This is a genomic window from Polyangiaceae bacterium (assembly GCA_016715885.1).
Lineage (GTDB): Bacteria > Myxococcota_A > Polyangia > Polyangiales > Polyangiaceae > Polyangium.
The window spans coordinates 409419-433387 of record JADJXL010000025.1 but is presented as its reverse complement, the minus strand read 5'-3'; the positions used below and the strand labels follow the sequence as shown (position 1 = coordinate 433387).

General features: G+C 58.7%; 17 protein-coding genes. 10 read left to right on the top strand and 7 right to left on the bottom strand.

Annotation, left to right across the window (positions count from 1 at the left end):
* The 3 genes from IPM54_36770 to IPM54_36760 all read right to left on the bottom strand — a co-directional run bounded on the left by IPM54_36770 (nt 1) and on the right by IPM54_36760 (nt 3634).
* Nucleotides 1-435 (bottom strand): hypothetical protein, encoded by a 435-nt coding sequence (locus tag IPM54_36770; protein ID MBK9265326.1) that lies wholly within the window; start codon nt 433-435, stop codon nt 1-3.
* Nucleotides 436-674: 239 nt separating this feature from the next.
* Entirely contained in the window at nt 675-1577 is a 903-nt protein-coding gene (locus IPM54_36765; protein MBK9265325.1) for a hypothetical protein, read from the bottom strand.
* 164 nt (nt 1578-1741) lie between these two features.
* Complete coding sequence (locus IPM54_36760; protein ID MBK9265324.1) at nt 1742-3634, bottom strand: hypothetical protein; 1893 nt, start codon at nt 3632-3634, stop codon at nt 1742-1744.
* A gap of 110 nt (nt 3635-3744) precedes the next feature.
* Here IPM54_36760 and IPM54_36755 point away from each other — a divergent pair, with 110 nt between their 5' ends.
* The 4 genes from IPM54_36755 (at nt 3745) to IPM54_36740 (ending at nt 7983) form a co-directional block, all read left to right on the top strand.
* Complete coding sequence (locus IPM54_36755; protein ID MBK9265323.1) at nt 3745-4182, top strand: hypothetical protein; 438 nt, start codon at nt 3745-3747, stop codon at nt 4180-4182.
* Nucleotides 4183-4193: 11 nt separating this feature from the next.
* Complete coding sequence (locus IPM54_36750) at nt 4194-6548, top strand: hypothetical protein (GenBank protein ID MBK9265322.1); 2355 nt, start codon at nt 4194-4196, stop codon at nt 6546-6548.
* A 75-nt stretch (nt 6549-6623) separates the two neighbouring features.
* Entirely contained in the window at nt 6624-7400 is a 777-nt protein-coding gene (locus tag IPM54_36745) for a hypothetical protein (protein ID MBK9265321.1), read from the top strand.
* A 199-nt stretch (nt 7401-7599) separates the two neighbouring features.
* Nucleotides 7600-7983, top strand: coding sequence for a KilA-N domain-containing protein (locus tag IPM54_36740; GenBank protein ID MBK9265320.1), 384 nt, complete (start codon nt 7600-7602; stop codon nt 7981-7983).
* 20 nt (nt 7984-8003) lie between these two features.
* Here the strand turns inward: IPM54_36740 and IPM54_36735 are convergent, their stop codons facing one another.
* The gene (locus tag IPM54_36735) at nt 8004-8339 is read right to left on the bottom strand and encodes a hypothetical protein (protein ID MBK9265319.1); all 336 of its coding nucleotides are present in this window, start codon (nt 8337-8339) and stop codon (nt 8004-8006) included.
* 224 nt (nt 8340-8563) lie between these two features.
* Between IPM54_36735 and IPM54_36730 the strand changes: the two genes are divergently transcribed.
* The gene (locus IPM54_36730; GenBank protein ID MBK9265318.1) at nt 8564-9415 is read left to right on the top strand and encodes an alpha/beta hydrolase fold domain-containing protein; all 852 of its coding nucleotides are present in this window, start codon (nt 8564-8566) and stop codon (nt 9413-9415) included.
* Nucleotides 9416-9493: 78 nt separating this feature from the next.
* Nucleotides 9494-11032, top strand: a complete 1539-nt coding sequence (locus IPM54_36725) for a family 10 glycosylhydrolase (GenBank protein ID MBK9265317.1) — start codon at nt 9494-9496, stop codon at nt 11030-11032.
* A 22-nt stretch (nt 11033-11054) separates the two neighbouring features.
* Here IPM54_36725 and IPM54_36720 read toward each other — a convergent pair whose 3' ends face one another.
* Nucleotides 11055-13301, bottom strand: a complete 2247-nt coding sequence (locus tag IPM54_36720) for a GAF domain-containing protein (protein ID MBK9265316.1) — start codon at nt 13299-13301, stop codon at nt 11055-11057.
* Nucleotides 13302-13608: 307 nt separating this feature from the next.
* Between IPM54_36720 and IPM54_36715 the strand changes: the two genes are divergently transcribed.
* Entirely contained in the window at nt 13609-16194 is a 2586-nt protein-coding gene (locus tag IPM54_36715; GenBank protein ID MBK9265315.1) for a hypothetical protein, read from the top strand.
* Between the two features lie 45 nt (nt 16195-16239).
* Here the strand turns inward: IPM54_36715 and IPM54_36710 are convergent, their stop codons facing one another.
* Nucleotides 16240-17439: a hypothetical protein gene (locus IPM54_36710; GenBank protein ID MBK9265314.1), complete on the bottom strand. Its 1200-nt coding sequence runs from the start codon at nt 17437-17439 to the stop codon at nt 16240-16242.
* 68 nt (nt 17440-17507) lie between these two features.
* Nucleotides 17508-19187 (bottom strand): protein kinase, encoded by a 1680-nt coding sequence (locus IPM54_36705; GenBank protein ID MBK9265313.1) that lies wholly within the window; start codon nt 19185-19187, stop codon nt 17508-17510.
* Nucleotides 19188-19472: 285 nt separating this feature from the next.
* Here IPM54_36705 and IPM54_36700 point away from each other — a divergent pair, with 285 nt between their 5' ends.
* The 3 genes from IPM54_36700 to IPM54_36690 are packed head-to-tail and all read left to right on the top strand — an operon-like array spanning nt 19473 to nt 23959.
* On the top strand, nt 19473-21035 hold the full coding sequence (locus tag IPM54_36700; GenBank protein ID MBK9265312.1) for a DUF2169 domain-containing protein: 1563 nt from the start codon (nt 19473-19475) through the stop codon (nt 21033-21035).
* Between the two features lie 3 nt (nt 21036-21038).
* Nucleotides 21039-22496 (top strand): type VI secretion system tip protein VgrG, encoded by a 1458-nt coding sequence (gene tssI, locus IPM54_36695; GenBank protein MBK9265311.1) that lies wholly within the window; start codon nt 21039-21041, stop codon nt 22494-22496.
* A gap of 17 nt (nt 22497-22513) precedes the next feature.
* A complete protein-coding gene (locus IPM54_36690; GenBank protein ID MBK9265310.1) occupies nt 22514-23959 on the top strand; it encodes a hypothetical protein in 1446 nt (481 codons plus the stop codon).
* Nucleotides 23960-23969 lie beyond the last annotated feature (10 nt).

The following is a 23969-nucleotide window of genomic DNA, read 5'->3' as shown; positions in this document are numbered from 1 at the left end:
TTAGCGAATGGGCGACAAACGGCGCGACAAGACGGGTGCATCGGGCTCGAGCCACACGAGGAGCTTTTCTCGATCGCTGGCATATTTGACGATGTTTCCCATCGCGGCGTGGCAAGCAGCTTTGTTGCCGCTGCCCACGACGACGAGCAAATCGCAAATATCGACGATGAATCTGGCGGCGCTCTCGAATGCTTCCAAGTTGAACGTCGGGTGATCGAGGACCGTTCTCGCGGTTGCCGACGTGTGCAAATAAAGGTATTCGGAGAGATCGTCGGGCGTGGCGAAGAAGTTCTGAAAGTTTTTGCAGGGAATGACCACGGACAGCCGCATACCCCGCTGCTTTGCAATGGAGGCAAAAAGACGATCGGTGGCTGCCGCAAGCAATGTTACCGCTTCTCCGCCTCGGCCCCCATGTTCAGCGAGCACGTTTTCCATTCGTGAGCGAATGGACGCCCATTGCGAAGGAACATGATGGTACGGATGGCTCACGATACCAATACGTGAATGGACGGCAGCACGTGGTGCGGAGTCGTGTATCGCGGCATGTCGCCCGCGAGATCGCGCGTACGCAAACGGAATGCGCCGAGTGACGCTTCTCGTTGCCAGCGAAGCGAGGGCGCGCTGCTCCGCGGTTGTATTCGTCGTATTGCTGGCCGATTTGACATGCCGTGTTTTCATCGCGAGCTCGGATTCGAGGTAGCAGGTGCCCCATCCGTCGATTGTAGGGATGGATCACGTTTCGGGGACTCCTGAGCATTGGTCCAGCGCAGGAGCATGACGATTGCAATGGCCAAGGAAATGGAAGCAACGATGGTGAAAACAGCCGTGAAACGAAGGTTTTCGGGCGCCGCCGGGACGGCCGAGCTCGGCGACTCGAGAATGTTCGGATTGAATTTGAATTGCACGGATCGAGATAATTCGCGTATGTCGGGATTCGATAGGACGGACGTTAGAGCGATTCCTGCGTCCGTGATGTCTCGAAAATGATCTGGGTGTTTGCGTGTCGTTATCAAAACGAACCAAGCATCGAAATCGTGGGGCAATCGAATGGATTTCCGACGCATTGCTCGAACACTCGGTGGTTCCGGCGCGCCGCCGATGATCGAGTTGCAGAGCGCCATGAAGCCCAATCGATCGACTTCTTCAATCCAATAGGGTTCCCCCACGAGCAACGTATAGGCCATGTGCCCGAGCGCATACATGTCGTCGAATTCACAAGCCTCCGCGCCCTGGATCTGCTCGGGCGACGAATAAAGAAGCATTCGCCCTGCAAGAGCCGCTTTGGGGCTCGCATCCTGCAATGTCGGCTTGCGCGGACGCCCCTTCAAAAGCCGCAGACGCGGTGCCCCATCGTCGCCTTTGGTCACGCGCAAAAGGTCGAGCGATAGGCTGCCATGCGATTGCCCAGACGTGTGAAGGCCCTCGAGAACCGATATGAGAGGCGTGAGGTAACGCAAAGCGTCACGTGGCGACAATCGACCCGCATTTCGCAATACGGTTTCGAGGTCCGTGTCCCTGTCGACCGTTCCCGATGCATGCTCTTTCGTCAATATGGTCCGGTCTACCCCGTTGGACACTGCGCCCACCCATGACGTCAAACGTGTGAATGTTAGATGCCTCGCAATGTCGATGTGGAGACACACGTGAGGCATCTGGGTCGTTCCCACGGAGGAGCCTGCGTGAATGGGAATGTTGCATTTATGTGGCACGGATCTCTTCTTCTTTTCAGAAGATGGACCCATTACACATGCGTGGCCATACCACCGAAGTGGTATGGCCGGGTGGCGAGGTCTTGGCAGAAGAGCCTGTTAGCGCGAGCGCCGACGGCTTCGCCGAGACGCGAATGCGAAAGCCAAGCCGATGGCGGGGAAGAGGGGTGAAGTGTCGTGGTTCGAGCCGGCCACATCACAATCGCAACTGCCAGCTTCGCCGGGCGTAATGCCATTGCCGCCGGTGTTGCCGCCGCTACCTCCACTGCCTCCGTCACCAGCCATACCACCGGTGCCGCCTTCGCCGCCATTGCCGCCGGTGTTGCCACCGCCCGATCCGCCCGAGCCTGCGCCGCCGCTGGATGACGACGAAGACGAGCCACCCCCGGCAAATTCGACGATCGCCGTTTGAGAATACGATTCGGGTACGAGGGTTTGCCCACGCATACCTCGAAGCCATAATCCCATTTGGCCTTGAGGAAATAGCTGCCGAATTTGGGTGGTCCGAGAACATCGAGATCGATGGTGACCGTTTTGGTTTGTCCGGACGCTAGATTTCCGACGGGAACGCCAGCGCCGAGTTTGGTTGCGTCGACCATGCCTCCACCGGCGTCGCCGGGAACGCCGTCGATGGCGAAAGCTGTAAGACCGAGGGAATCTTCGAGCGGCAAGCTGAAGAGAATGTTTTCGGCGGCAACGTCGCCATTGTTTGCGAGCACCGCCGTCACCTTGAACGTGTCGTTTTGCGCGACGATGGGCGGCGCGTCGATGGAGCTGCTCGCGGCACCCTTGAAGTCGGGCGCATTGACGTCGATCGAGAATGCCGCAAGCACCGGGACGAATGAATCTCCCGTGGTCGTCGTGCGAATGACCGCGGACGTCTGGCCATTCTGAAGCTGATTGTTCGCGGAGCTGACGCCAATCGTCGTGACGTCCCAGCCTTGTCGTCCGCCAATCGTGTTCGTTACCGCAAACGCATCATGATTTGCCATCCCAAACGAGCCACGTGTCGAGCATGCCGGCGCTATCGTTGATTTGTGAACAAAGAAGTTGTCAACTGGATTGTTCGGTCCTGACAAACCGGCGAAAGGACCCGCGGCCGTGGGCGCAATTTGAAGCTTGTCACCGCCGAGATCGGCATCGCCTTCAATGGTGCTCACGACGATGTCGCCTTCGACGATGCCTGCGGGCGGAGCGCAGAATCCACTTATCGTATAGTCTTGCGTGTCATTTTCGTCGACGAAGGATCCTCCTACGAAAATGCTGAGATTGCGCATTGCCGCGCCTTCGTCTCGATATGCGACCACCAGTGTCCATCCGGCAGCATTCAAGCTATTGATCGTGGTCGTTTGCGTTGCCGGCACACCCGAAACGGAATACGTCCCTTTGCCTTGTTGCTTGACGAAGTCCGTCACGTCCGCCGATCGCATGTAATACCGCACCGCGAAATTACCCTTCGCCGTTTCGGATATCGTGAGCTCCGTCATCGGATCCGGGGCCACCATCAGCACGGCTCCATTCGCCTCGAGCTTCACGGATGAACCAAGGGAGCTCGTCACGTCTTCCGGTGAATATTGATAACTTCCACCCCACACGAGCTCGGCATAAAGCACTTCCGCTTCGGGCAAGTCGAGCACGGCAGTCGAGCCATTCTGCATCCAATCGTAGGTCGTTCCCATCGGCCACGGGTTCGCAGGATTGGCAGGCATGTCGTCGACCGTGTTTCCGAGCGACACGAACGTTCCAATCGAATCCTCGATGCCTGGCCCGTTTACGTTCAGCGCTTTGCTCAGACCGAGCGTGTTGCCGGTACCGACGATGCCTCCCGGGACCGTCGCGGTATACCGTAGTGCTTGTGCTTCCGCCGTCGCAGGTAGTGCTGCGGCAGTGACGATTGCGAGAAGAAGAGGGGCGTAAAGCTTCATGGAAAACAGGTAGCTTTGCCGAGCGCGAAGGTCAAACGGCTTGAAGTTGCCCGAAGGGACTAGGGTGCGTCGTCCGCATTGGTTATGATGCCGCCGCTTTCGAGACGCCCATGAACGAGACCGCTCCGCAGATCGTCAAGCCACGCGCCGCGCCATTTCCGTCGCCTCGCGTTCGAATCGACGCCATCGCCACCGTGATGCGCCGGCCATTGCCAAGCGGCGTGCGCATGGAATTGCGACCACCCAAGCCCGTCAGTGCAGCGTGGGATCAAGCGTTGCCGCTTTTCGACGGCTGGACGCAAACAGGGTCGCTCATCGTGTCGGCGTCGGGGTTGGCCGATGCGCCATTCTTCGTGGGACTCGAAATCGAAGGCGTACGCATCGGTGGCGTGATGGCCGCCGCGATCACACAAAATCCCGATGAACCGAGCGGTTTTCCTTTGAGATCGAAGCATCGCTCGGCCAGCTCAAGCCCTTCGCCGGAAAACTCGTCAAGCTCGTCGCGCTCGTTTCTGCGTCGGGATCGCTCGCCGATGCGCGCCGCGTGACGCTTGCGCGAATGAATCTCGTTGCAGTGCCCGGCGACGGCCCCGTAGTCACCACGGTGGACGTCCTCGAATCGACGGATTCGGTGCTCGTCGATGCGCCCGAACGACGCTTGTTCGACCTGCAAAACCCCGAAGAAGGCTTTTGGATCGGAACGGGCAAATGGCGTCTGCGACTCTTCGCGGATTGGGCGAAGCTCGAAGGCGCGCCATTTTCACTCGATACGCAACCCGCGCACATCTCGCATCGATGGCAACGCCACGACGAGACGCCGCAAGTGCTGACGGAAGACGTCACGCGTCGAGCTGGTGGGCGACAAACCTACGCCGAGTTTTCCCTGGACTCGTCGCACGTGGATCTCTTGCCGATCCCCGAAGAAGGCAAAGACGTGCCGCTCGATCTTGCCGTCGAACATTCGCTACGCTTCGGCGAGCATTCGGCCGTGTGCTCGTGGCATGCAGGGCTTCCGATCCGCCTGCGCGATCCGCGACCGCTGCTCAAATCGTTTCAGCGTCTCTCTGCCGTGGGCATCGACTTTGGTTCTTCCGCGACGGTCGCTGCGCTCTATCAAAAGGGCTACCGCTCGCTGCTGCGCCTAGGAGGCTCGATCGCCGACGCCGTGAAATCAGCCGAAAACCCGACGTATTTGCTCATCGAAGACCACGAGCGTCTATGGTCCGAAATGGAGCGCGTCGCCTCGTCGGATGGGTTTCGGTTTCCAAACCTCTTGCGTGTGCTTCGTGGATCTCATGCCGCGCGCGATGCGATGACCGATTCGCCGAACGCTGTCTTGGGCGAGCTGAAGAGTTTGCCCGAGCGCGTGATGATGCTCGATCAATCGCCGCAACTTCGAGATCGCGAGCGGCGCAAGGACTTCTTGCTCGACGAAGCTCGCGTCCGCATGCTCGTGCGCGCCTACGCGTATCTGCTCTCGCGTGCGATCAACCGCCCAGGGCAAGACGTGTACTTGCGTTATTGGCTGACGCATCCTGCCAAGTTCGACGACAAGGCGCGCAGGCTGCTCGAGGAAGAGATTCGGCACGGGATTTTGCTTGGCATTCCCGAGGGGATCAGCGCCGAGGACGTGACGGTCGAGATGAGTGCGAACGAGCCCGAGGCGTTTGCCGCGGAGGTTTGTCCGGAGCTCGCGGCGTATCCGGAGCTCGAGCCCATCATCGAAAAGTTCGGCGAGATGCGGTTTGCCGTCTTCGATTTCGGCGGTGGAACGCTCGACATTGCATGCGGAAGGTTCCGTCCTGCAACGGAAGCCGAAGCCGAGGAATTTGGTGGTCGAACGGTGATCGAGACGCTTCAAGTGAGCGGTGACGATCACTTGGGCGGCGACTACCTGACGCACGAGCTCGTGTGGCTCACGCATCAACACGAGAAACACTTGCCCGAGATGGAGGCGAAGGAGGTGCCGATGATGCGTCCTCAAACGGTGCCTCCGAACAACTTGGCGAACAAGCCTCACCTCTACAAACGCAGTTTGGCTGCGCGGCAGAACCGTTTCCGATTCGAGCGAGAGCTTGGGCTCGAAGAGGTCAAGTTTGGTCCGACAAACCCTCCGAAGCAGGTCGCGGGACTCATGGCCGCGCGGCTCGACGGGACCGAAGTGCCGCTCGAGTCTCTCGGACAGGACGTTTCGAGTTTGCACGCGTCGCTCGACGCGCACCTCATGGCGCGCATTCGTGATGGTGTGAAGCTCATGAAGAGCATGCTTGCGATCGCGCCTTGGGGAGGTGAGGGGACGTGGAAAGAGCAAGGCGTGACGATTCTCTTGGCGGGCAATTCGTCGCGAAGTGCCTTCGTAGAAAAGGCGCTCGCGGAAGAATTGGGCATGAGCGACTTGCACGTGTGGCGGCCTGGTAGTGACAAACCTTTTCAGCAAGTCGTTCTCTACGAAACGCCGCAACGAACGGAGCGTGGGGTGACGATCGTCGGGGTTACGCCGAAGAGCGCCGTGGCGCTCGGAGCGCTGAAGATTGCGAACCACGAAGTGCACTTGGTGCGACGCGCGCAAGGTTTCCGTTACTTCGTTGGAGATTTGCGCGGGTTTCCGCCGAAGTTCACGGCGCTCGTGCAGATGGGTACGGCGGTGTCGGATCCGAGCGTATTCGGGCCGCACTACGTCGATTTTGGCAAGTGGGACACGAAGACTCCGCTGCGTGTTTCGCAAGAGTTCGTTCCGGGAAAGATGACGTCGAGCGATCCGCGCGTGTCGCTCGTGCCGACGGGTTTGCCCCCGGGCCTCGTGGGTCGTTTGTTCGTGTGTGTTTCAGGCACGGATGAGCTCACACTCGCGCTTCAACGTGACGGTGACGAGCCTGTCGTCGCGACGTGTAATCTCGCGAAAAGCATGCGTTGAAGGTGCGCGACCATGACGTTGTCGTTGACATGTGCAGCGCTCGTGGTCGCATGATCGGATCGGAAGGAGGAGCAAGTGCTCGACCATCTCGACATCGATGAAATGCTGGCGCTCACGGCTTCGTGGGTGGAACCATCGCAAACGCGTGACGTTTTTCTTTCCGTACCCGAGATTGCGCCGCTGCATCCGAAGGTCGTGCAGACGCATCAGGCGCTCGTTGCTTCGAAGACCGCGCGCGCTCCGCAAAACGAGCTCAAAGCGTTGCTCGAAGAAGAGACGGTGGTCGATGCGCGTCACGATCATCTCGCGCGCGGGATTCATCTTGCGTTCGAATCGCACATGCACTTTTTATTGGGTCAGGATCCGCCAGATTTCGCGCGAGCTGCGACATGTCAATTGGCGCAGCGAAAACTTTTTCCGACGGGATTGACGATCGTCAATGCGTCGCTCTTGGCGGAATCGGGAAACACGGCGCGCGTGGGGCGCATGTTGCGAAATCAGGAAAAGGGTTTGGCGGACTTTTTGGCGACGGTGCCGGCGCTCGAGCCCAACAAGACGCTGCGCGACATGGTCGATGCGTGGATCGAAGCGGGTACGGCGCTGGCGGAGCTCGAGCACAAGCGAAGCTCGTTGATGTTGAAGGAAGGTGCAATGGCGCCTGCTTCGTCGCCGCAAGCTGCGAAGAGGGCGTGGAATCGAATCGTGTCGCAGGTGCTTTTGACGCTTGGTGTTTCGGATGCGTCGCCGGATGTCGTGCATGCATTGCGTGCACCGTTCGAGGGTGCCGTTGAGCGGACGTCGATGCGGTTTTCGGGCTCGCGCGTGGGTGACGAAGCGACGCTGCCGGAGTGATGTCACGCGAGCGGAAGGATCGAGCTCGGTGCCAAAACACGGTTTGGTATGAAAAACGTTTGGCTTGGCGCAATGTAATTGACATCGTTGCTGTCGTTTGACACGGTACGAGGCGTGGCGAATGCGAGAGGCATCCGCATCGCAACCTCGAATACGATCCACGAGCGTGGACATGTGGCCCTCGCGGAGAGACCGTGTCATGAGCAAAGCGAAAACGTCGACGATGGAAGTCCAAGGCACCGCCATCGCGGTGCTGTCGGACAGGTCCGATGACTACATCTGCCTCACCGACATTGCTCGGCACAAAAATGCCGACGGCATGGACGACCTGATACGAAATTGGCTGCGAAACCGTAATACTGTGGAGTTCCTCGGGGTCTGGGAACGGCTCAACAACGCCAACTTTAATCCCGTCGAATTCGACGGGATTAGGATGCAAGCCGGGCTCAACAGTTTCACCCTCACGGCAAAACAGTGGATCGAGAAGACCGGTGCCATCGGCATCGTGTCGAATCCGCAAATGCAAATTCTCACAGCCAGTGAGTCACGACTACTGGCTGCCCTGCGTGAAGGTTTGGCATAGCTGCGCAGACCTTTTTCGACTCAAACTCGCTTCATATCCTTGAAAGCCGTACCATCGAGGACCGTCTCGAGACCGATAAAATAGCCGCTTTGGTTTAGGAAGATTTTGGCCGCGCGTGCCTTCTTGCCATGCATATCTGTCGCAACGACGTAAAGCGTGGCATTCCATTTGCCGGAATTTTTCGGCGCCTCAGTGCAACTTAGGTCGTTGCCGTGCATGATTACGAAATTCGGCCAAGTCACGCCATGCGAGCGCAATTGCTCTTTGACGTCAGCGATCGTCGGGTCCCAGGGGCGACGCTTTTGGCATGCCGCGCAATTGTCTACATCGATGTTGCTCGACTTAGTGATATCCATATTCGCTCCATGCATAAACTGCCGCCATGCACCATGACATGATCACCTGCGTGCATGCACACGTCAAGCCCCCTTGTCCCCGCGGCTGAAATCCGCCATTCTCCCACCCATGATTCCTTCTCCCGACCCGATGCGTGTGCGAATTGGCCGCTTCCTCGTCGACGGCGCGTGGAACGTCCTCTCGCAAGGTTCTCGCCTCTTGCCCATGGCTCGCCCCGAACGGCATGGCGTCGAGTGCGAATACGACGTGTCTTACGCCAATAGCGGGGGAAAAACATCATCTGCTCGACGTGTATCGTCCCGCCGAAGGACGCGGACCATATCCTGCGGTTCTTTACATTCACGGGGGCGGTTTTCGTATTTTGTCGAAGGATTCACATTGGGGCATGGCGCTCGCGTTTGCGCGGCGAGGCTATGTCGTCTTCGTCGTCAACTATCGCCTTGCCCCCGTGCATAAGTATCCTGCGGCGGTCGAGGACGTCGCGACGGCCTTGCAATGGGTGAACGACCATGCGCACGAGTATGGTGGCGACGCCTCGCGCCTGGTGCTCGCGGGAGAATCTGCAGGGGCAAACCTCGCGACGTCTCTTGCGATTGCATTGTCGTACCGTCGCGATGAACCATTTGCGCGTCGCCTGTTCGATGCGAACATCGCGCCGCGCGCCGTGATCGCGAAATGCGGCATGCTCCAAGTATCGGATCCAGAACGCTTTTCTCGGAGGAGGAAAATTCCCAGGTTCATTCGGGATCGCATTTTGGAAGTGAGTCAATCGTATTTGCCAAAAGGACCCGTCGCCGAAGGACACCTCGATTTTGCCGATCCGGTCGTCGTCCTCGAACGAAGCATCGTCCCGGATAAACCTTTGCCACCGTTCTTTTCGAGTGCTGGAACGAAAGACCCGGTGCTCGACGATACGCGAAGGCTCCACGCAGCGTTATTGCGCCTTGGTGTGCGTTCGGAGGCTCGGTACTACCAGGGCGAAATACATGCATTTCAAGCGCTGCATTTTCTTCCGAATGCGCGAGCGTATTGGCAAGAAATGCATGCGTTTTTAGAAGAAGTGCTCGCGCGTTGACTCTATCGTCGATGAAAAAGACGTAAGCTTCGCGATTCTCGTTGCATATGTGGCGGGAAATCGGCACCATCGTCATTCATGCGTTACCAGCTTTGCTTACCGCTCGTCACCCTTGCATTGTGGGCGTGCGTATCCGACCAGCAGCCAGCCGATGACCCCCCGGACGTGCCCATCGATGCTGGCGATTCGAGCGATGCGGGCATTCCTGATGATGCGTACATTCCCGACGACGCCGGCAGCATGCCCGAGCTCGTCGATGTCTCCCATTCGCGCGAGCTGCGTGGGGTATGGGTTGCCACGGTCGCAAACATTAATTTTCCAACGAGTCAAGCACTTTCCGCCGAAGCGCAGCAAAACGAGCTTCGCGAATTGCTCGATGTGCTCGCGGACGCGCATTGCAACGCCATCTTTTTCCAGGTGCGCCCCGAATCCGATGCGCTTTACAAGTCGGACCTCGAGCCCTGGAGCCGTTTTCTCACGGGAACGCAAGGCAAGGATCCTGGATACGATCCACTTCAAATATTGGTCGAAGAAGCGCATTTGCGCGGCATCGAGGTCCACGCTTGGTTCAATCCGTACCGAGCAAAATCGAGTCAAGCGAGCAATGCCGTTTTGCCTCATATTTCATTGACACAATCCAAGTTTGCTTACCCCTACGATGTTGGCCTTTGGATGGACCCAGGTGCGATCGTCGTGCAGGATCACGTCGCCGCGGTCGTTACGGACGTCGTGAAGCGTTACGACGTCGACGGCATTCATTTCGACGATTACTTCTACCCGTACCCCAACGGTACGCCATTTCCGGATTCGGCAACCTATGCAGCCTATCAGGCGCTGGGCGGCCAGCTTTCGCTTCACGATTGGCGCCGCGACAACGTCAATACACTCGTGCAGCGCGTCGCAGGCGAAATCCTCGCCACAAAACCCTGGGTACGGTTTGGCATCAGTCCATTCGGCATTTATCGGCCGGGCATTCCACCGGGTATCGTGGGGCTCGACCAATACGACAGCCTTTTTTCCGATCCCGTGAAATGGAAAGCCGAGGGGTGGGTCGATTATCTCGCGCCGCAGCTTTATTGGCCGTCCACGCAGACCGCGCAGGCCTATGGGCCGCTCATCGATTGGTGGTCGAAACTTCCCGAGGAGGGGCGCTATACGTTCGCGGGCAATTACCTCTCGAAGCTCGACAGCAGTGCGGCGTGGAGCATCGACGAATTCAAGACGCAGGTGGCATTATCGCGTGAGCAGGCGAGTTACGGGTCATTGGGCAACATCTTTTTCCACATTGGCCCATTGAAGAAGAATCAATTGGGGATTCGCGATGTGTTCCGGGACGAGCTTTACCCTGCGCCTGCGCTTTCTCCGCCCGTTTTTGCGGTTCGGGATGAAATGGTCGCACCGCCCTCGGTCGTCGTCGAAGGATCGACTGTGATGATGAGCCACGATGCGGATGTATTCGCATGGGTCGTCTATCGTGACGACGGCAGCGCTTTTGTCGTGGATCGAATCGTGCCGGCAGCGACGAAATCATTCGATTTGCCAATGGGACGATATGCCATCAGCGCGGCAGGACGGAGCATGGTGGAGAGCCAGGGCGTCGTCGTCGATGTGCTTTGAAGGAAAGCGCGTGCTCGACGCATCACGCATCGTTTTCGGGATTTGGTGCGAATGGCAACGTCACGACGAACTCCGCACCTTTTCCTGGCGCTGAATTCACGTCAATGTGGCCTCCCATGAATGACACGATTTCGCGAACGATCCATAATCCCAGACCGAGACCCTGGTAATGGGCCGCCGGTACTGCACGCTGAAAGCGCTCGAAAATCAATTCTTGACTCTCGGCCGGAATTCCAATGCCTTCGTCTCGAACGCGAAGCACTGCGGCGTCATCCGTTCGCGTGACGGTGATCGTAATCGGTTTCCCTGCACCATACCGATAGGCGTTCGAAAGCAGATTTCCTACCACCTGACCAAGGCGAAACCGATCCCATGGTCCCCGAATTCCATGCTCGATATGTAGAACGAGCGTGCAACCTTGTCGGGTGATTTCTTGGCGCTCTCGATCAACGAGCTGCAGCACGACTTCGCCAAGATCCGTCGTCGCCGGTGTGACGTCGAATCGGCCGGCAGACAAACGAACGGCATCGAGGATCTCGTCCATGATGCGCGAGAGCCTGGTGGTTTGTCGCGATAGAATTTCCAGGCGTGGCACGAGGCGCGATGCGCTCAGCACCGCATTGGGGTCGCGCTCGGCTACCCGCGTCAAACCTTCCAATTGTAGCTTGAGCGCCGAAAGAGGCGTCCGCAGCTCGTGCGATGCCATGGCGAGAAAGAGGTCACGTGCTTCCAATGCGTCGTGAAGTTCTCGATTTTGTTGTGCGATTTGCTCGATGCGTCGCAACACCGCTTTTATCACAGGGCGTTCGAGCGCCTCGGCTGCGTCGATTTCCCAGGCTTGCCACAATGCGGACCGGTTGCGCACCGAATTTTTCCACATTTGAAATGAATTGTGCGGTCCGATAGCACCTGTCGTGGGATTCATGATGGCAGGTTTCGTCGGATCTCCGCCCCAGGCCACGGTCCGAGCGTGTTCCGGACGAAACCATAAAATGACCGGCCCGTTCGCAACTCGCAGTGCAAGCAGGCCCGCGGCCAAAGGCGCGAGCGGTTTGGCACCTGGCCAATGTTCCGCGAGACGATCGGTCGCGAAGACGTGACTTTCGTGGTTGTTCACGAGCCAGTCTACCATTGCGACGATATCGGATTCGGACGGCGTGCTTCCAATCACCTTGCAGCGCCCGTTCCATACGACCGCCGCCCCGGTTGCATTGACCAGATCGAGCACGGAGGGCTGCCGTGTGGTCAGCGCATCGAGCAAGTCCTCCGTCTCGAGGGTCCCGCGCACCAATGCGGCAATGGTATTCGATGCTCGCGCCCGTTCACTGGCATCGTCGGACCATTCTGTCAATTCGATTTCCCACGATAAAATGCGCGCCAAAAGCTCGCACCACGAGCGCGTTCGGTAGGGCAGGTGCCGCGGCGTTCGATGATGGCACGCAATGAGCCCCCAGAGCCGGTCCTGTACCACGAGCGATATCGACATCGATGCGCGCACCCCCATGTTGTGAAGGTATTGCAGGTGCACCGGTGCGACACTGCGCAGGACGGCGTGGCTCAGATCGAGAGGCTGCCCGTTGCGGAGCGATGGGGATGCAATCAACGCTGCCGGCGTTGCCGCGATGTCGACGATGAGCCTCAGCCAATTGAGCTTGTACAGTTTGCGTGCTCGCACGGAAATGTCCGTGGCCGGGTAATGCAAGTGCAGATAAGTTTCCATGTCCTCGTGTGCTCGCACTTCGGCAATCACTTCGCCGTGGTCGTCCGGGTGAAAGAGATAAACCATGACGCGATCGAACTGCGTCACACGCTGCACTTCCTCGGCGACCGCTTGCCATACGCCGGGGCCGGGAGCCGCGTGAGAAATCCGCTCGAGGGCCTGTTCGACGTTGCTGAACAAATCGAGCGGCACGTCGTCCGTGCCGGGCGATTCCAATTCGACGATGGCAAATGGACCCATGCGATGAACGATTCCATCGAAATCGCGCCCGGCAGCTCGAACGGAAATGGGGCCGATTCTTCGCGACCCCGCGCTGCCGAGCGCATCGCGCAGACGACTGACGGCATCTTCGCCGACGACATCCGAAAATGTGCCGTCGAAGAGGTCCTGCGCTCGGTGTCCAAGCATTTCCATCGCATTGGCAGATGCCCAAGCGATCGATTGAAGGGCCGGGTCGAGCGCGAACAGGACACCGTGCGGTTGAATCGATCCAGGAATGTGAATCGGCTCGTTCTCGCACTTGGAAAAGTCGAGCTTTTGCGCATTCACGTCAAAATTCCTCGAGGAGGCATGCGTGCCATCCAGTAGGGGGCGCCTTGCGAGCTGCAAAAATCGAACCGTTGGCCTAACGTGTGATGTGACCGGTCGACCTCATGTCGCTTGCCCCAATGCGATGACCGCACGGCTCCGTGTTGCACTCGCAAGAGCTCTGTCTGCTCGTACGCGTCCGAAGGGACGACACGCAAAAAATGATCTTGCTTGCATCATTGCCGCGCACAGGGATTGTTGTAAGCGACCGCAACCATGGTGTAGGCTGCTGGCGGAACGAGTGTCGTGCGCGGCAAGGAGGAACGTCATGGCAGCAGCAGGTGCGGGGACGAGCGCGAAGCGCAAAAAAACGGATATGGCGCGAGCGACTCGTTATCGCGAGCTGTTGGGGGGCGCCGTCGTGCTTGCATGGATGTCTTGTGCGGTGATGTCGTGCATTGCGGACCCGATCTTGGTGGAGCCCACCGGAGGCGCTGGTGGACTTGGCGGCGCCGGCGGGGTCGGGGGTATGGGCGGCCAAGGGGGCGGTCCGGCGACCTGTGAGGTTCCGCTCGATTGCCCATCGACGGGCAGTCCATGTATCAGTGCGGTGTGCCTCGGCGGTCTGTGTGGCACGACAAACGTGGCCGCGGGCATCACCTGCGACGTCGATCAAGCCAAAGAATGCGATGGGTTGGGCGAATGCAAAACCCGACCTGGCAAGACGTGCGAAGCGGTGCAGGATTGTTTGAGCGGTTTCTGTGTCGATGGCGTCTGCTGCGATTCCGCTTGCGATGCCGTGTGTACATCATGCAACGTCGCGGGGTCCGAAGGGGTGTGTACCAATACGCCGCTCGGGCAAGACGACGCCAATTCCACATGCGTGGGCGATACCGTTTCGTGCGATGGCGCAGGTGTTTGCAAGAGCGAACTGGCGCAAGCGTGCTCGGACGACTCGAATTGCACGGCGGGATTCTGTGTGGACGGTGTGTGTTGCGATTCGGCGTGCGGCGGCCTATGCGAAGCATGTTTGGCGGTGGCTACGGGATTGCCGTTGGATGGGCAATGCGGGCCGATTGTCATCAATGGGGATCCCGACGAAGAGTGTCTCGATGGGGCATGCAATGGCCAGGGAGCATGCAAGATCGACGGAGGTAAGGGCTGCACGGCAAAAGAGGATTGTTTCAGCGGATTTTGTGTGGACGGCGTTTGTTGCGATACGGAATGCGCAGGCAATTGCGAGGCATGTACGGCGGCGCTCAAGGGTGAAGGCGACGACGGTACGTGTGGTCTCATCGTCACGGGCACCGACCCGGAAGACGAATGCCAAGACGGCGCCTGCGACGGAGCTAGCATTTGCAAAATCGACGGAGGAAAACTCTGCGCGGCCAATGCGGATTGTTTTAGTGGGTTCTGCGTCGATGGCGTTTGCTGCAACTCGGAATGTACCGGCACGTGCGAAGCTTGTTCGGTTGCCCTCAAGGGCGATGGGCAAGGTGCGGAAGGCGAATGCGGACCCATTGCAACCGGCCTGGATCCGCAAGACGAGTGTGCCAATGGCGCGTGCAATGGCGCGAACGCTTGCAACATCGACAATGGCGTGATGTGCATGAGCAGCGGCCAATGCGCCAGCGGATTTTGCGTCGATGGGTATTGTTGCGACACTGCATGCACGGAGACGTGCAAGTCATGCCACGTACCTGGGCTCACGGGCGTATGTTCCAATGTGCCTCCTGGACAGGACGATGCCAATGCTCCAATGACCTGCGCGGGGTCCACGGTATCGTGTGATGGCAATGGCGTGTGCAAGAAAGAGAACGGCAATGCGTGCTCGGCAAACGGCGAATGTTTGAGCGGATCTTGCGTCGACGGAGTGTGTTGCAACAACGCGTGCACGGAAACGTGCAAATCGTGCAACGTGGCTGGAAGTGTCGGTACGTGCACGAATGTCCCGATCGGGCAAGAGGATCCGAACGCTTCGCTGCAATGCCTTGGCTCGAACACGTGCAACGGCAATGGCGAATGCAAGAAGAAGCAAGGCGAAACGTGCACGAGTAATGGCACCTGCTTGAGTGGGTTTTGTACCGACGGTATTTGTTGCAATGTGGCGTGCACGGATGCCTGCAAGTCGTGCAATCTCGCAGGTAACGTAGGTACGTGTTCGAATGACACCAATGACCCGGGGGCTGGCGTTTCTTGCGATACCGGTTTGGTGGGTATTTGCCAACCGGGCACGAAGGTCTGCCAAAATGGGGCGCTGGTCTGTAGTCAGAATCAGATGTCGCAGGCCGAAATTTGCGATGGAGCTGACAATGATTGCAATGGGCAGACGGACGAAATGTCGCCGCAAACTGCGTGCACAGCGCAAAATCCAGGGGTGACGACGGTCATGACGTGGGGATGCTCTGGTGGCAATTGCACCGTCACCCAATGTAACAGCGGCTTCGGAAACTTCGACAACAGCGCCGTCAATGGTTGCGAATGCCAATTCGATACCAACAGCACGACGTGCGCGACCAACTTGACGACGACGAACGTTCCGCTCGACGGCTCGACGACGTTTCAAGGGAAAGTCGAGACGTCGGGCGTCAATGATGGCGACTGGTTCGCCATTTCATTCGCAAATCGTGCAGCCAACGAAGCTTACCATCCGAAGATCGAGCTCACCAGCAACCCCGGCTCCCAATTCGTCATCGACGTCAAGACCGATTGCAATACCTTTGCGACGTGTCCCAGCGGAACCGCCAATGGCGTCACGGCTTGGGAACAGCACTACAACCAATACACGACCGGTGCCGGCTGCTGCAACGACGACGCGAACCCGCGCGTGCTAAAAGTGTTCGTCCGTGTATATCGCAAACAGGGGTTCCCCTTGTCGTGCGACACGTTCACGCTCTCCGCATTCAATTTGTAGTGGCTGATCGAAGTGCCGGCGCATGGCCATGCGCCGGCAACCTCATTACCACGTACCACGAAGACCAAGCGTCGTCGGGCCGATGAAAAGTTGGGCCTGCGGAGCGAAATGTCCGCCCGTGTTTCGTTTGCGCGACGGTGAAGAAGCCACCACCATCGTCACGCCGCCCGCGAGAATGACCGCACCCGCGACGCCCGCAATCAATCCACCGAGCTGAAGACTTTGCGCGTCTTTGCGTAGGTCGAACCCCGTCTGATCACAGCGGTTCTGCGCATCGCAATGACCGTCGTTGCTCTCGTTGTTCTTCGATATCGAAAGCCCCCCGAGGGTCGCACCGATACCACCCCCCACGAGGCCCACGCCGATCGCGACAACCCCTCCGACGCGCAGCGCCGAGACGCTCGACGCGTTGACCGATTTGATCTCCTTCAATGGTTCGAGCTTGACGGTCGCGCTATCGCCTTCTTTGATGACGACGCGCGTTTGCCAGCGTTCACGTCCCGGCGCAATGACTTCGATTTCGTGCGCGCCCGGCTGCACATCGCTACCTTTTTGCCAATACAGCGGATCGATGACTTCGCCATTCACACGAATGGTAATGCCTCGGAGGTCCAGCACGTCCGGGGGACTGTCGATACGCAAAATGGTTTTATTGACCTCGAGAGGCTGCACGATGACTCGAAACGGTTCAGCCCCATCGGTTGGTTTTTTCTTGTCGTACACTCGGATGAGCGTGCGCCATCGCTTTCGTCCTGGCGCCGAAGCCGCAATCTCGTGCTCGATGGCATCTGCGGGAAACGGTATGCCCCATGTTGCTGGCTCCTGAACCTTCCCATTGAGCGTGACGGTCAGGCCGGGAATTGATCGGACATCGTCGGGGACTTCAATTTGAAGTTTGCCCAAAAGCGGAGCCAATTCAGCAGCGCTCGTCGAAGCTTCTGTCACACGATCAGCCTGACCGGCCGTGCGAGCGAGCGTTTCGGCCTGCCGGTACTGACTCCAAGCGCTCGCGAGCCGCCCTTCGCCTCGATAACATCTCGCGAGCCCGAGCCTTGCACCGGACGCATGTGGAATCTTGGTGACGACGACCTCGAGTTTTCGGCATGCAGGCGCGTATTGCTTGTCCGCCATCAGCTTGAGTGCCGCATCGAGAAGCGTTTGCGCCTCCAATTCGACGGCGGGGTCGACCTGTTGCGCCAAGGCCATGCCGGGGGCCAAGGCGAGGCACAACGCGGTAGCTTTCAAGATTGCCCAATTTCGTCGACCAACCATTCTCTTTCTCCAGACTCGTGTAACCCCTCTTTACGCAAGCATCAGTAGAGGGTCAGATCCGATGTGTTGCTTGGCGTGGCCGTTGTTTTGGTGGAAGGTGTTTTCGGTCCCGACGGCTGCTTGGCGACATTCGATGCGGGAAGCGCCACGGTCGATGACGATGGAGCCGTCGGGGGCTGTTCCGAATTCGCCGATTCGGACGGCAATGGTTGTGGCGTTGCGATGCTTGCTGTCGCGCTGGGCGCTGGCTGCGTCGCGGGCGCCTCGGTCACCGTGGGTCGTGGCGGACTCGTGGGCATTGCAATGGGTTTTTCCGGATTCGGTTCGCTCAATTTCGACACGCCAAACGCGACCCCACCGAGAAGTACGCACGCTGCGAGAATGGCCCCCATCACCCAATGGGCCTTTGAACGATCGGGCGCGGTCGTTTTCGTCGTTTCCCCCCAAGCGCCCCCGGTTTCGGTGACTTTGGGGTTTGCATCCGCAGCGGGACGGATCCAGGGATTGGGAACCGATTCAGCTCGATGCCCTCCCGAATTCACGGCCGGTGCGGCGCTCGCCACTTCTTCGGCGCCACCCCACAAGGCCAGCGTTCGAGACGGCGGACTGGCGTCCATTGGCAGATCGTTTTTTGCGACAAACTGCGATGAAGACGTATCCGGTTTGGAGAAAAGGTCCGGTTTCGCGATCAAATCCGGCTTGGGAACCAAATCCGGCTTGGGGACCGCATCCGGCGAAACCGCCACGTCCGGAAGATCGAAGGCCGGCAGCGGTACCGTTTTGGGCGATGTCGGCATTTTGGGCGGCGGATCGGCGTTCGGCACGATGATGTTTCGCGTACCCGTCGTGACGAGATCTGCTGTAATGAAAGGGCGCAGCTCGGCCATCAAGTCGCGAACCGTCTGATACCGATCTTTGGGGTTTTTTGCGAGGCATCGGAGCACGACCTTATCGAATTCGGACGGAATGCCTGCGCGCAATTCGCTTGGCGGAGTTGGCTCGGTCGTGAGCACTTCGCTCACCAGCTCCATCACCGAATCCGCATTGAAAGGTACGCGACCCGTGACGAGCTCGTACATGATGACGCCGAGTGACCAGATGTCGCTGCGTAGGTCGGCGGACTTCGCCGATCGCATCTGCTCGGGTGACATGTACCTCGGTGAACCGATGAACGAGCCCGTTTTGGTCAGGTCCGAAGCCAGTTCGTTTGCGGGTTCGAGCTCTTTCGAGATGCCAAAATCGAGCACCTTGACGCAAGGGCTCCCGTTGGCGCGGCGTGTGAGAAACAAGTTGGCGGGCTTGAGATCACGATGGATGATTTTGTGCCCGTGGGCTTCCGCCACCGCCTCGCACGCTTGATACAAATAGAGCGCGACATCTTCGACCGGTAGTGGGCCACTATTTTTCAGGACGCTTCGCAGGTCCTGCCCATCGAGGTGCTCCATGACCATGAACGGAGCGCCGTCCTCGAGGTTTCCCACGTCTTGCACGCGTGCGACATGCTCGCCCTTCAGTCGTGCCGACGCTCGAGCTTCACGCAAAAACCGCTCGATGGCCTCTTGGCTACCCATTCCTGCGGAAAGCAAGAGCTTGATTGCAAACAATTCCCCGAGCTGCACATGGCGCGCGGCAACGACGATCCCCATCCCGCCCTTGCCAAGCACGTGTTCGACGCGGTACTTGCCCAACACGACGTCGCCTGGCTGCAGCGTCTCGTACATCTTAGCGCTCCTCGAGTATCGGACGTGCCGCAACGATTGCCGATTGCGAGCACGGGCGCAGCATATCAGCCGAGCCGCCGGAAAAGCAAGATGCTGTGTGGGAAGAATCGTGCACTCGGCCGAAAGGCTCGTATTGAAGGTCAACGCGCGACGTTTTCGTGCACCCGCAGCTTTTCGACGCGATCTCGTGATTTGGTGGCGTCGTGAAATCCTGGCGTGCTCTTCGAAGTTCGACAGAATCATCGTTGACAGCGATTACATCGTCCCCGTATACTGCCAACGCCTATGAAGCCCGCCACAGGACACGAAATTCAAATCCTGGCTGTGGGGAAAGTCGCGGCAAGTGCCATTGCTTGGCGATACGATGGGCAGCTTCAAGTAACTGCCATCGCCAAGGCCACATTTGCATTCGCGCACGAAGGCGTCATGCCGCTGGCCGAGCCGCAGGAGATCTTTGCCGAAGAGGTCCGTCACGGGAGAAACCCCGCACGAAGCGTCCGGTTTGCGTCGGATCTGATGCCACAACAACGGCGCGTCGACGTGCTTTTTACGGGAAACGCGCATGCGCCATCGAACAGCCCCGTGACATCGATGCAGGTGCGGCTTGGTTTGTCCGACGGGCAAAACATGCTCCTAGACAAACCATTGTTGGTCAAGAAAAACAGTGGCTTCCGGACGATGTCGCTCACCTACGAGAACGCGTTTGGAGGCATCGGGTATGCCGAAAATCCGTTCGGTCGAGGCATGGATGACGAGGATGAACCGCCCTCGATCATCGACCCGGCTCATCCACGTCGAGCCGTTGGTTTTGGCCCCTTGTCGCGAACGTTGATTACGCGCAAGCGCCTGCTTGGTTCGGCGCCTGCACCGAATTTCGGCGCTGGCATCACGACGCTCCCTGCCACCATCAACTGGGAATACTTTCAAGTCGCGCCCGAAGATCAACGCATCCACGCGTTGCGGGGCGACGAACAGATCATCCTCGAGGGCTTGCATGGGCGGCTTCCAAAGGTGCACCTGCGTTTGCCAGGGGTGCGCGGCTTCGCGCGTATCCATGGTTTGACCCATGCCGGTGGTTCGGATGGAACGCTCTTGCAAATGCACGCCACCACGCTGCACATCAGCGGCGACGAAGAGCGTTGCATGGTGACATTCCGCGTGTCGTTTCCCGTTGCGTCCGAACAAACGCTCGGCAGCTTGCGGATCTTTGCGGGTGTCGAGCTGCCCGGTGAAACGATCGCTTGGCCCGATCCGAGCACGGCTCTTCAAAGCAGCGGCTCGACCAAGCCCAAACGCACGACAGTACCGCTGTTCTCGAACGACGCGACGATGATGCTCGACGACGAGGATGTCGAATTCCTCGATGACGAACCGGCTGCTCCAAAGCCCGCGGGAATCTCGGACGAGACGTCGTTTCTTTCGGATTCGCACGTACGCATTGCGCCGGGCAAAGCGTTGCCCTTTGCGAAAGCGCGTGGAGACGAGGCCGCATCGCTGCCCGTATTGGGCCATCGAGCGCCCGCTCCGGATGCGGGAAATACGCTCTGCATCGATATCGATGCGGGCGATCCGGCGCCCGCTGCGCCGGCGTTTGTCGCGCCGCCCCAGCCGCCGCTCGTCGCAGCGCCGATCGAGCCGATTACGCCGCCCCCCGTCATGGCATCGCCCGTGGCTGCGCAACCACCAGCTCCGGTTGCCGCCGTATGGGCGCCGTCTCCCGCCCCACCCGCCGCGCCTGCCTGCGCCCAAAAAACGACCGCGTCCCCCACCGCCACAGAAGTACGATGTCCGCGCCAAACTCTATGGCGCCCGCCTCAAACCGCGATAGCCCTCCTGCACCGGAGATGACCGATGGCCGTCCACCCGATCTTGAATTGCTTTCTCGAATCCAAACTGGGTCGATGGGACCATGTACAAATTCATCAACTCTCCGGTCGAGAGACCATCAGCGAGCTTTTTTCCTTCGACCTCGAAGTCGCCTGCGATATCGGGCACGAATTGCCCGAAGACGCTTTGCCCGGTGGCGAGGTTTGTCTGATATTCGAGCACGATGGGCTCGAGGTTCGTCGTGTCCACGGAATTCTCGGACCGATGCGCAGCCGCCTCGAACCGCCTGAAGAGCATGCGACCTACAAGCTGCGCATTTTACCGCGTGCCTTCCGAATGACGCTCGTCGAAACGCAGGAGGTCTTCGTCGACCGCAGCATTCCGGACATTCTGCGCGACAAACTCGAACGAAATGGATTCGAACAGGTCGATTTCGAGCTGCGGCTCGTCGAAGAGTACCCCGTGCGTGAGCTCGTCGTGCAATACCGCGAAAGCGATCTGGCCTTCATCCGTCGTTTGGCCGAACATTATGGCATCAGCTTTTTCTTCGAGCACGAGGACGGCTGCGACAAACTCGTTTTCACGGATCACCAAGGTGGATTTCGCCCAGCGGAAGGCGTCGAAGAGATTGGTTTTCGTGCGCGAGGTGAAAAAAGCGACGTGTATTCGCTCGAGCTGTGCAGCGACTTGGTCCCGACGACGTACATCGTGCAAGACTACAATTACCGAACGCCGCAGGTGGATCTGACGGCGCACCACGATATCGATTCGGGCAGTGGTGGGGGAGTCGTCGAATACGGCGCACATGTCAAGACGCCCGAGGAAGCCAAGCATTTGGCGCAATTGCGCGCACAAGCGCGGCAGGCGATGCAGCGCATATACGAGGGTCGAAGCACGCGAGAAGGTTTGTCGGCGGGTCGCAAAACGACGCTTTTGGATCATCCGCGGCTTTCGAGCGCCGAACCACTCTTGCTCGTCGACGTGCAGCACGAAGCGACATTTCCTGGTTTTTCGGAGCAAAAGAACAAGGACGCTTCGTATCGGAACACGTTCCGCGCCATTTCGTCGAGCATTGTGTATCGACCGCCGCTCAGGACGCCAAAACCGCGCATCGATGGCACGGCGACGGGTATCATTCAACCAGGGCCGGGTGGAGCGACCGAGGTGACGCCGCAACTCGATGCCGAAGGACGATACCTCGTGCAAATTCACTTCGACACCGTGCTGCCAGGTGAACAAAGAGCGTCCCACCGCATTCGAATGGCGCAGCCTTTTGCCGGGACGAACTACGGAATGCATTTTCCTCTGCGGCCCGGCACCGAGGTGCTTCTTGCATTCACGAATGGTGATCCTGATCGACCGATCATCGTCGGCGCTTTGTTCAATGCGACCACTCCATCGCCCGTTGCCAGCGCCAACGCTACCAAGCATCAAATCAAATCGCCTTCGGGCGCCATCTTCGAATTCGGAGTCCGTTCTTAGCCCAATAGGATGAACCCATGAGCAATTTCACGACGGATCTCGGCGATGATTTCATTGGACAGGCTGGCTCGGGCGACGGCAGCTATGCGCTCGTGAAGGTTCCTAGCCATGGAACCGATACGTTTTACTTTAAAAACAACGACAGCAATACGGTCACGATGACGTCGTTCTTGCGGATCGGAGCCGTGCCGAGCGACGATCCGACGACGGAACATGGCTGGGATTTGGCGAAATTGGTGGTGGGTTTCATCGACGATACACGCACGCGCGACGTGGATACCGCCGCTGCCAGCACGCTCATCTCGACAGTCGTCGAAGGCACCGGTGGCGGGTCAATCGCTTCCGATCTCCAAGATCGAATGATTTCCTTCTATGCAAGTGGCGTCGGAAATGGCAGCGTCACGACGGATCAGACGAAGCGGATCCAAGAATCGAAAAAACTGCATTATCGCGGCGGTTGGCGCGACCATTCCGACGGCAATCGCATTACGACGACGCTCGGTGACAAGGTCGAGGTCATTCGAGGCAACTACAAAATGGCGGTCCTCGGGCGTCAGCCAACCGTAAACGACCCCGTGGACAGTTTGTCCAATTCCGTGACGACGTGGGACGCTTCCGGCGGCCACATTATGGATTGGCGCTTCACGCCCGGCGCGTTCACCGAGATTAGCTGGGTCAAGCATACGGATACGTTCGGGTTCGATACGTGGAAGGTCACCGAAGAAACCGTCAAGGGCGATGTCCACGAGACGTATCACGGTATCGTCACCGAACAATACCTGGGACCGTCCGTCACGACGACCACGGGCTGGAGCGGCGGCGGAGGAACCGATGATCTTACACGCGCGGCGGATGACGCGACGAATACGAGCATCCCCAAACTCTATCGCGCAAATCCCTCGCTCAACCGCGAAAACCCAACCATCACCGAACGGACCTGGGCAAAAAACATCTACGATTATAACGGATCGTCGGGTTGCCCAGTCGACTACATCGAGGAAAAAACCTACGCCAAGCGAATTCACGAAGAGATTCACGTGACGGACGGCGCCGGGAAAATCACGTCGGAGCTGCACGCGGACGAGGTGATCGAGGACGTTTACGTGGATTACCATAGCACGACGTTTCATGGCATCGACAAACGCGAATTGTGGATGGGCCATTTCGGCGAAATGTTTCTCGGGGCAACCGAATCGTTCAAGATCGGAAACTTCATCGACACTCGGATAGGCGCGAAGCTCGCCGAATACAACCTTTCTCTCGTCTTGCCACGGACCCAAGTCGATGTCGCACCGCTCGGCCTCTTCTCGCTCGCTGTGAGCGGTTACAAGACGGATATTTACTACGGGTCGATAAAGAACAATTTTGACCTCTGCACGGAGGTCATCGACATCAATCCCGGCAACAGGCAAGATATGTCGGTCAGTTGGAAACGCGTCGCTCTCGCGATATTCATCGGCTAAGCACCGGAAA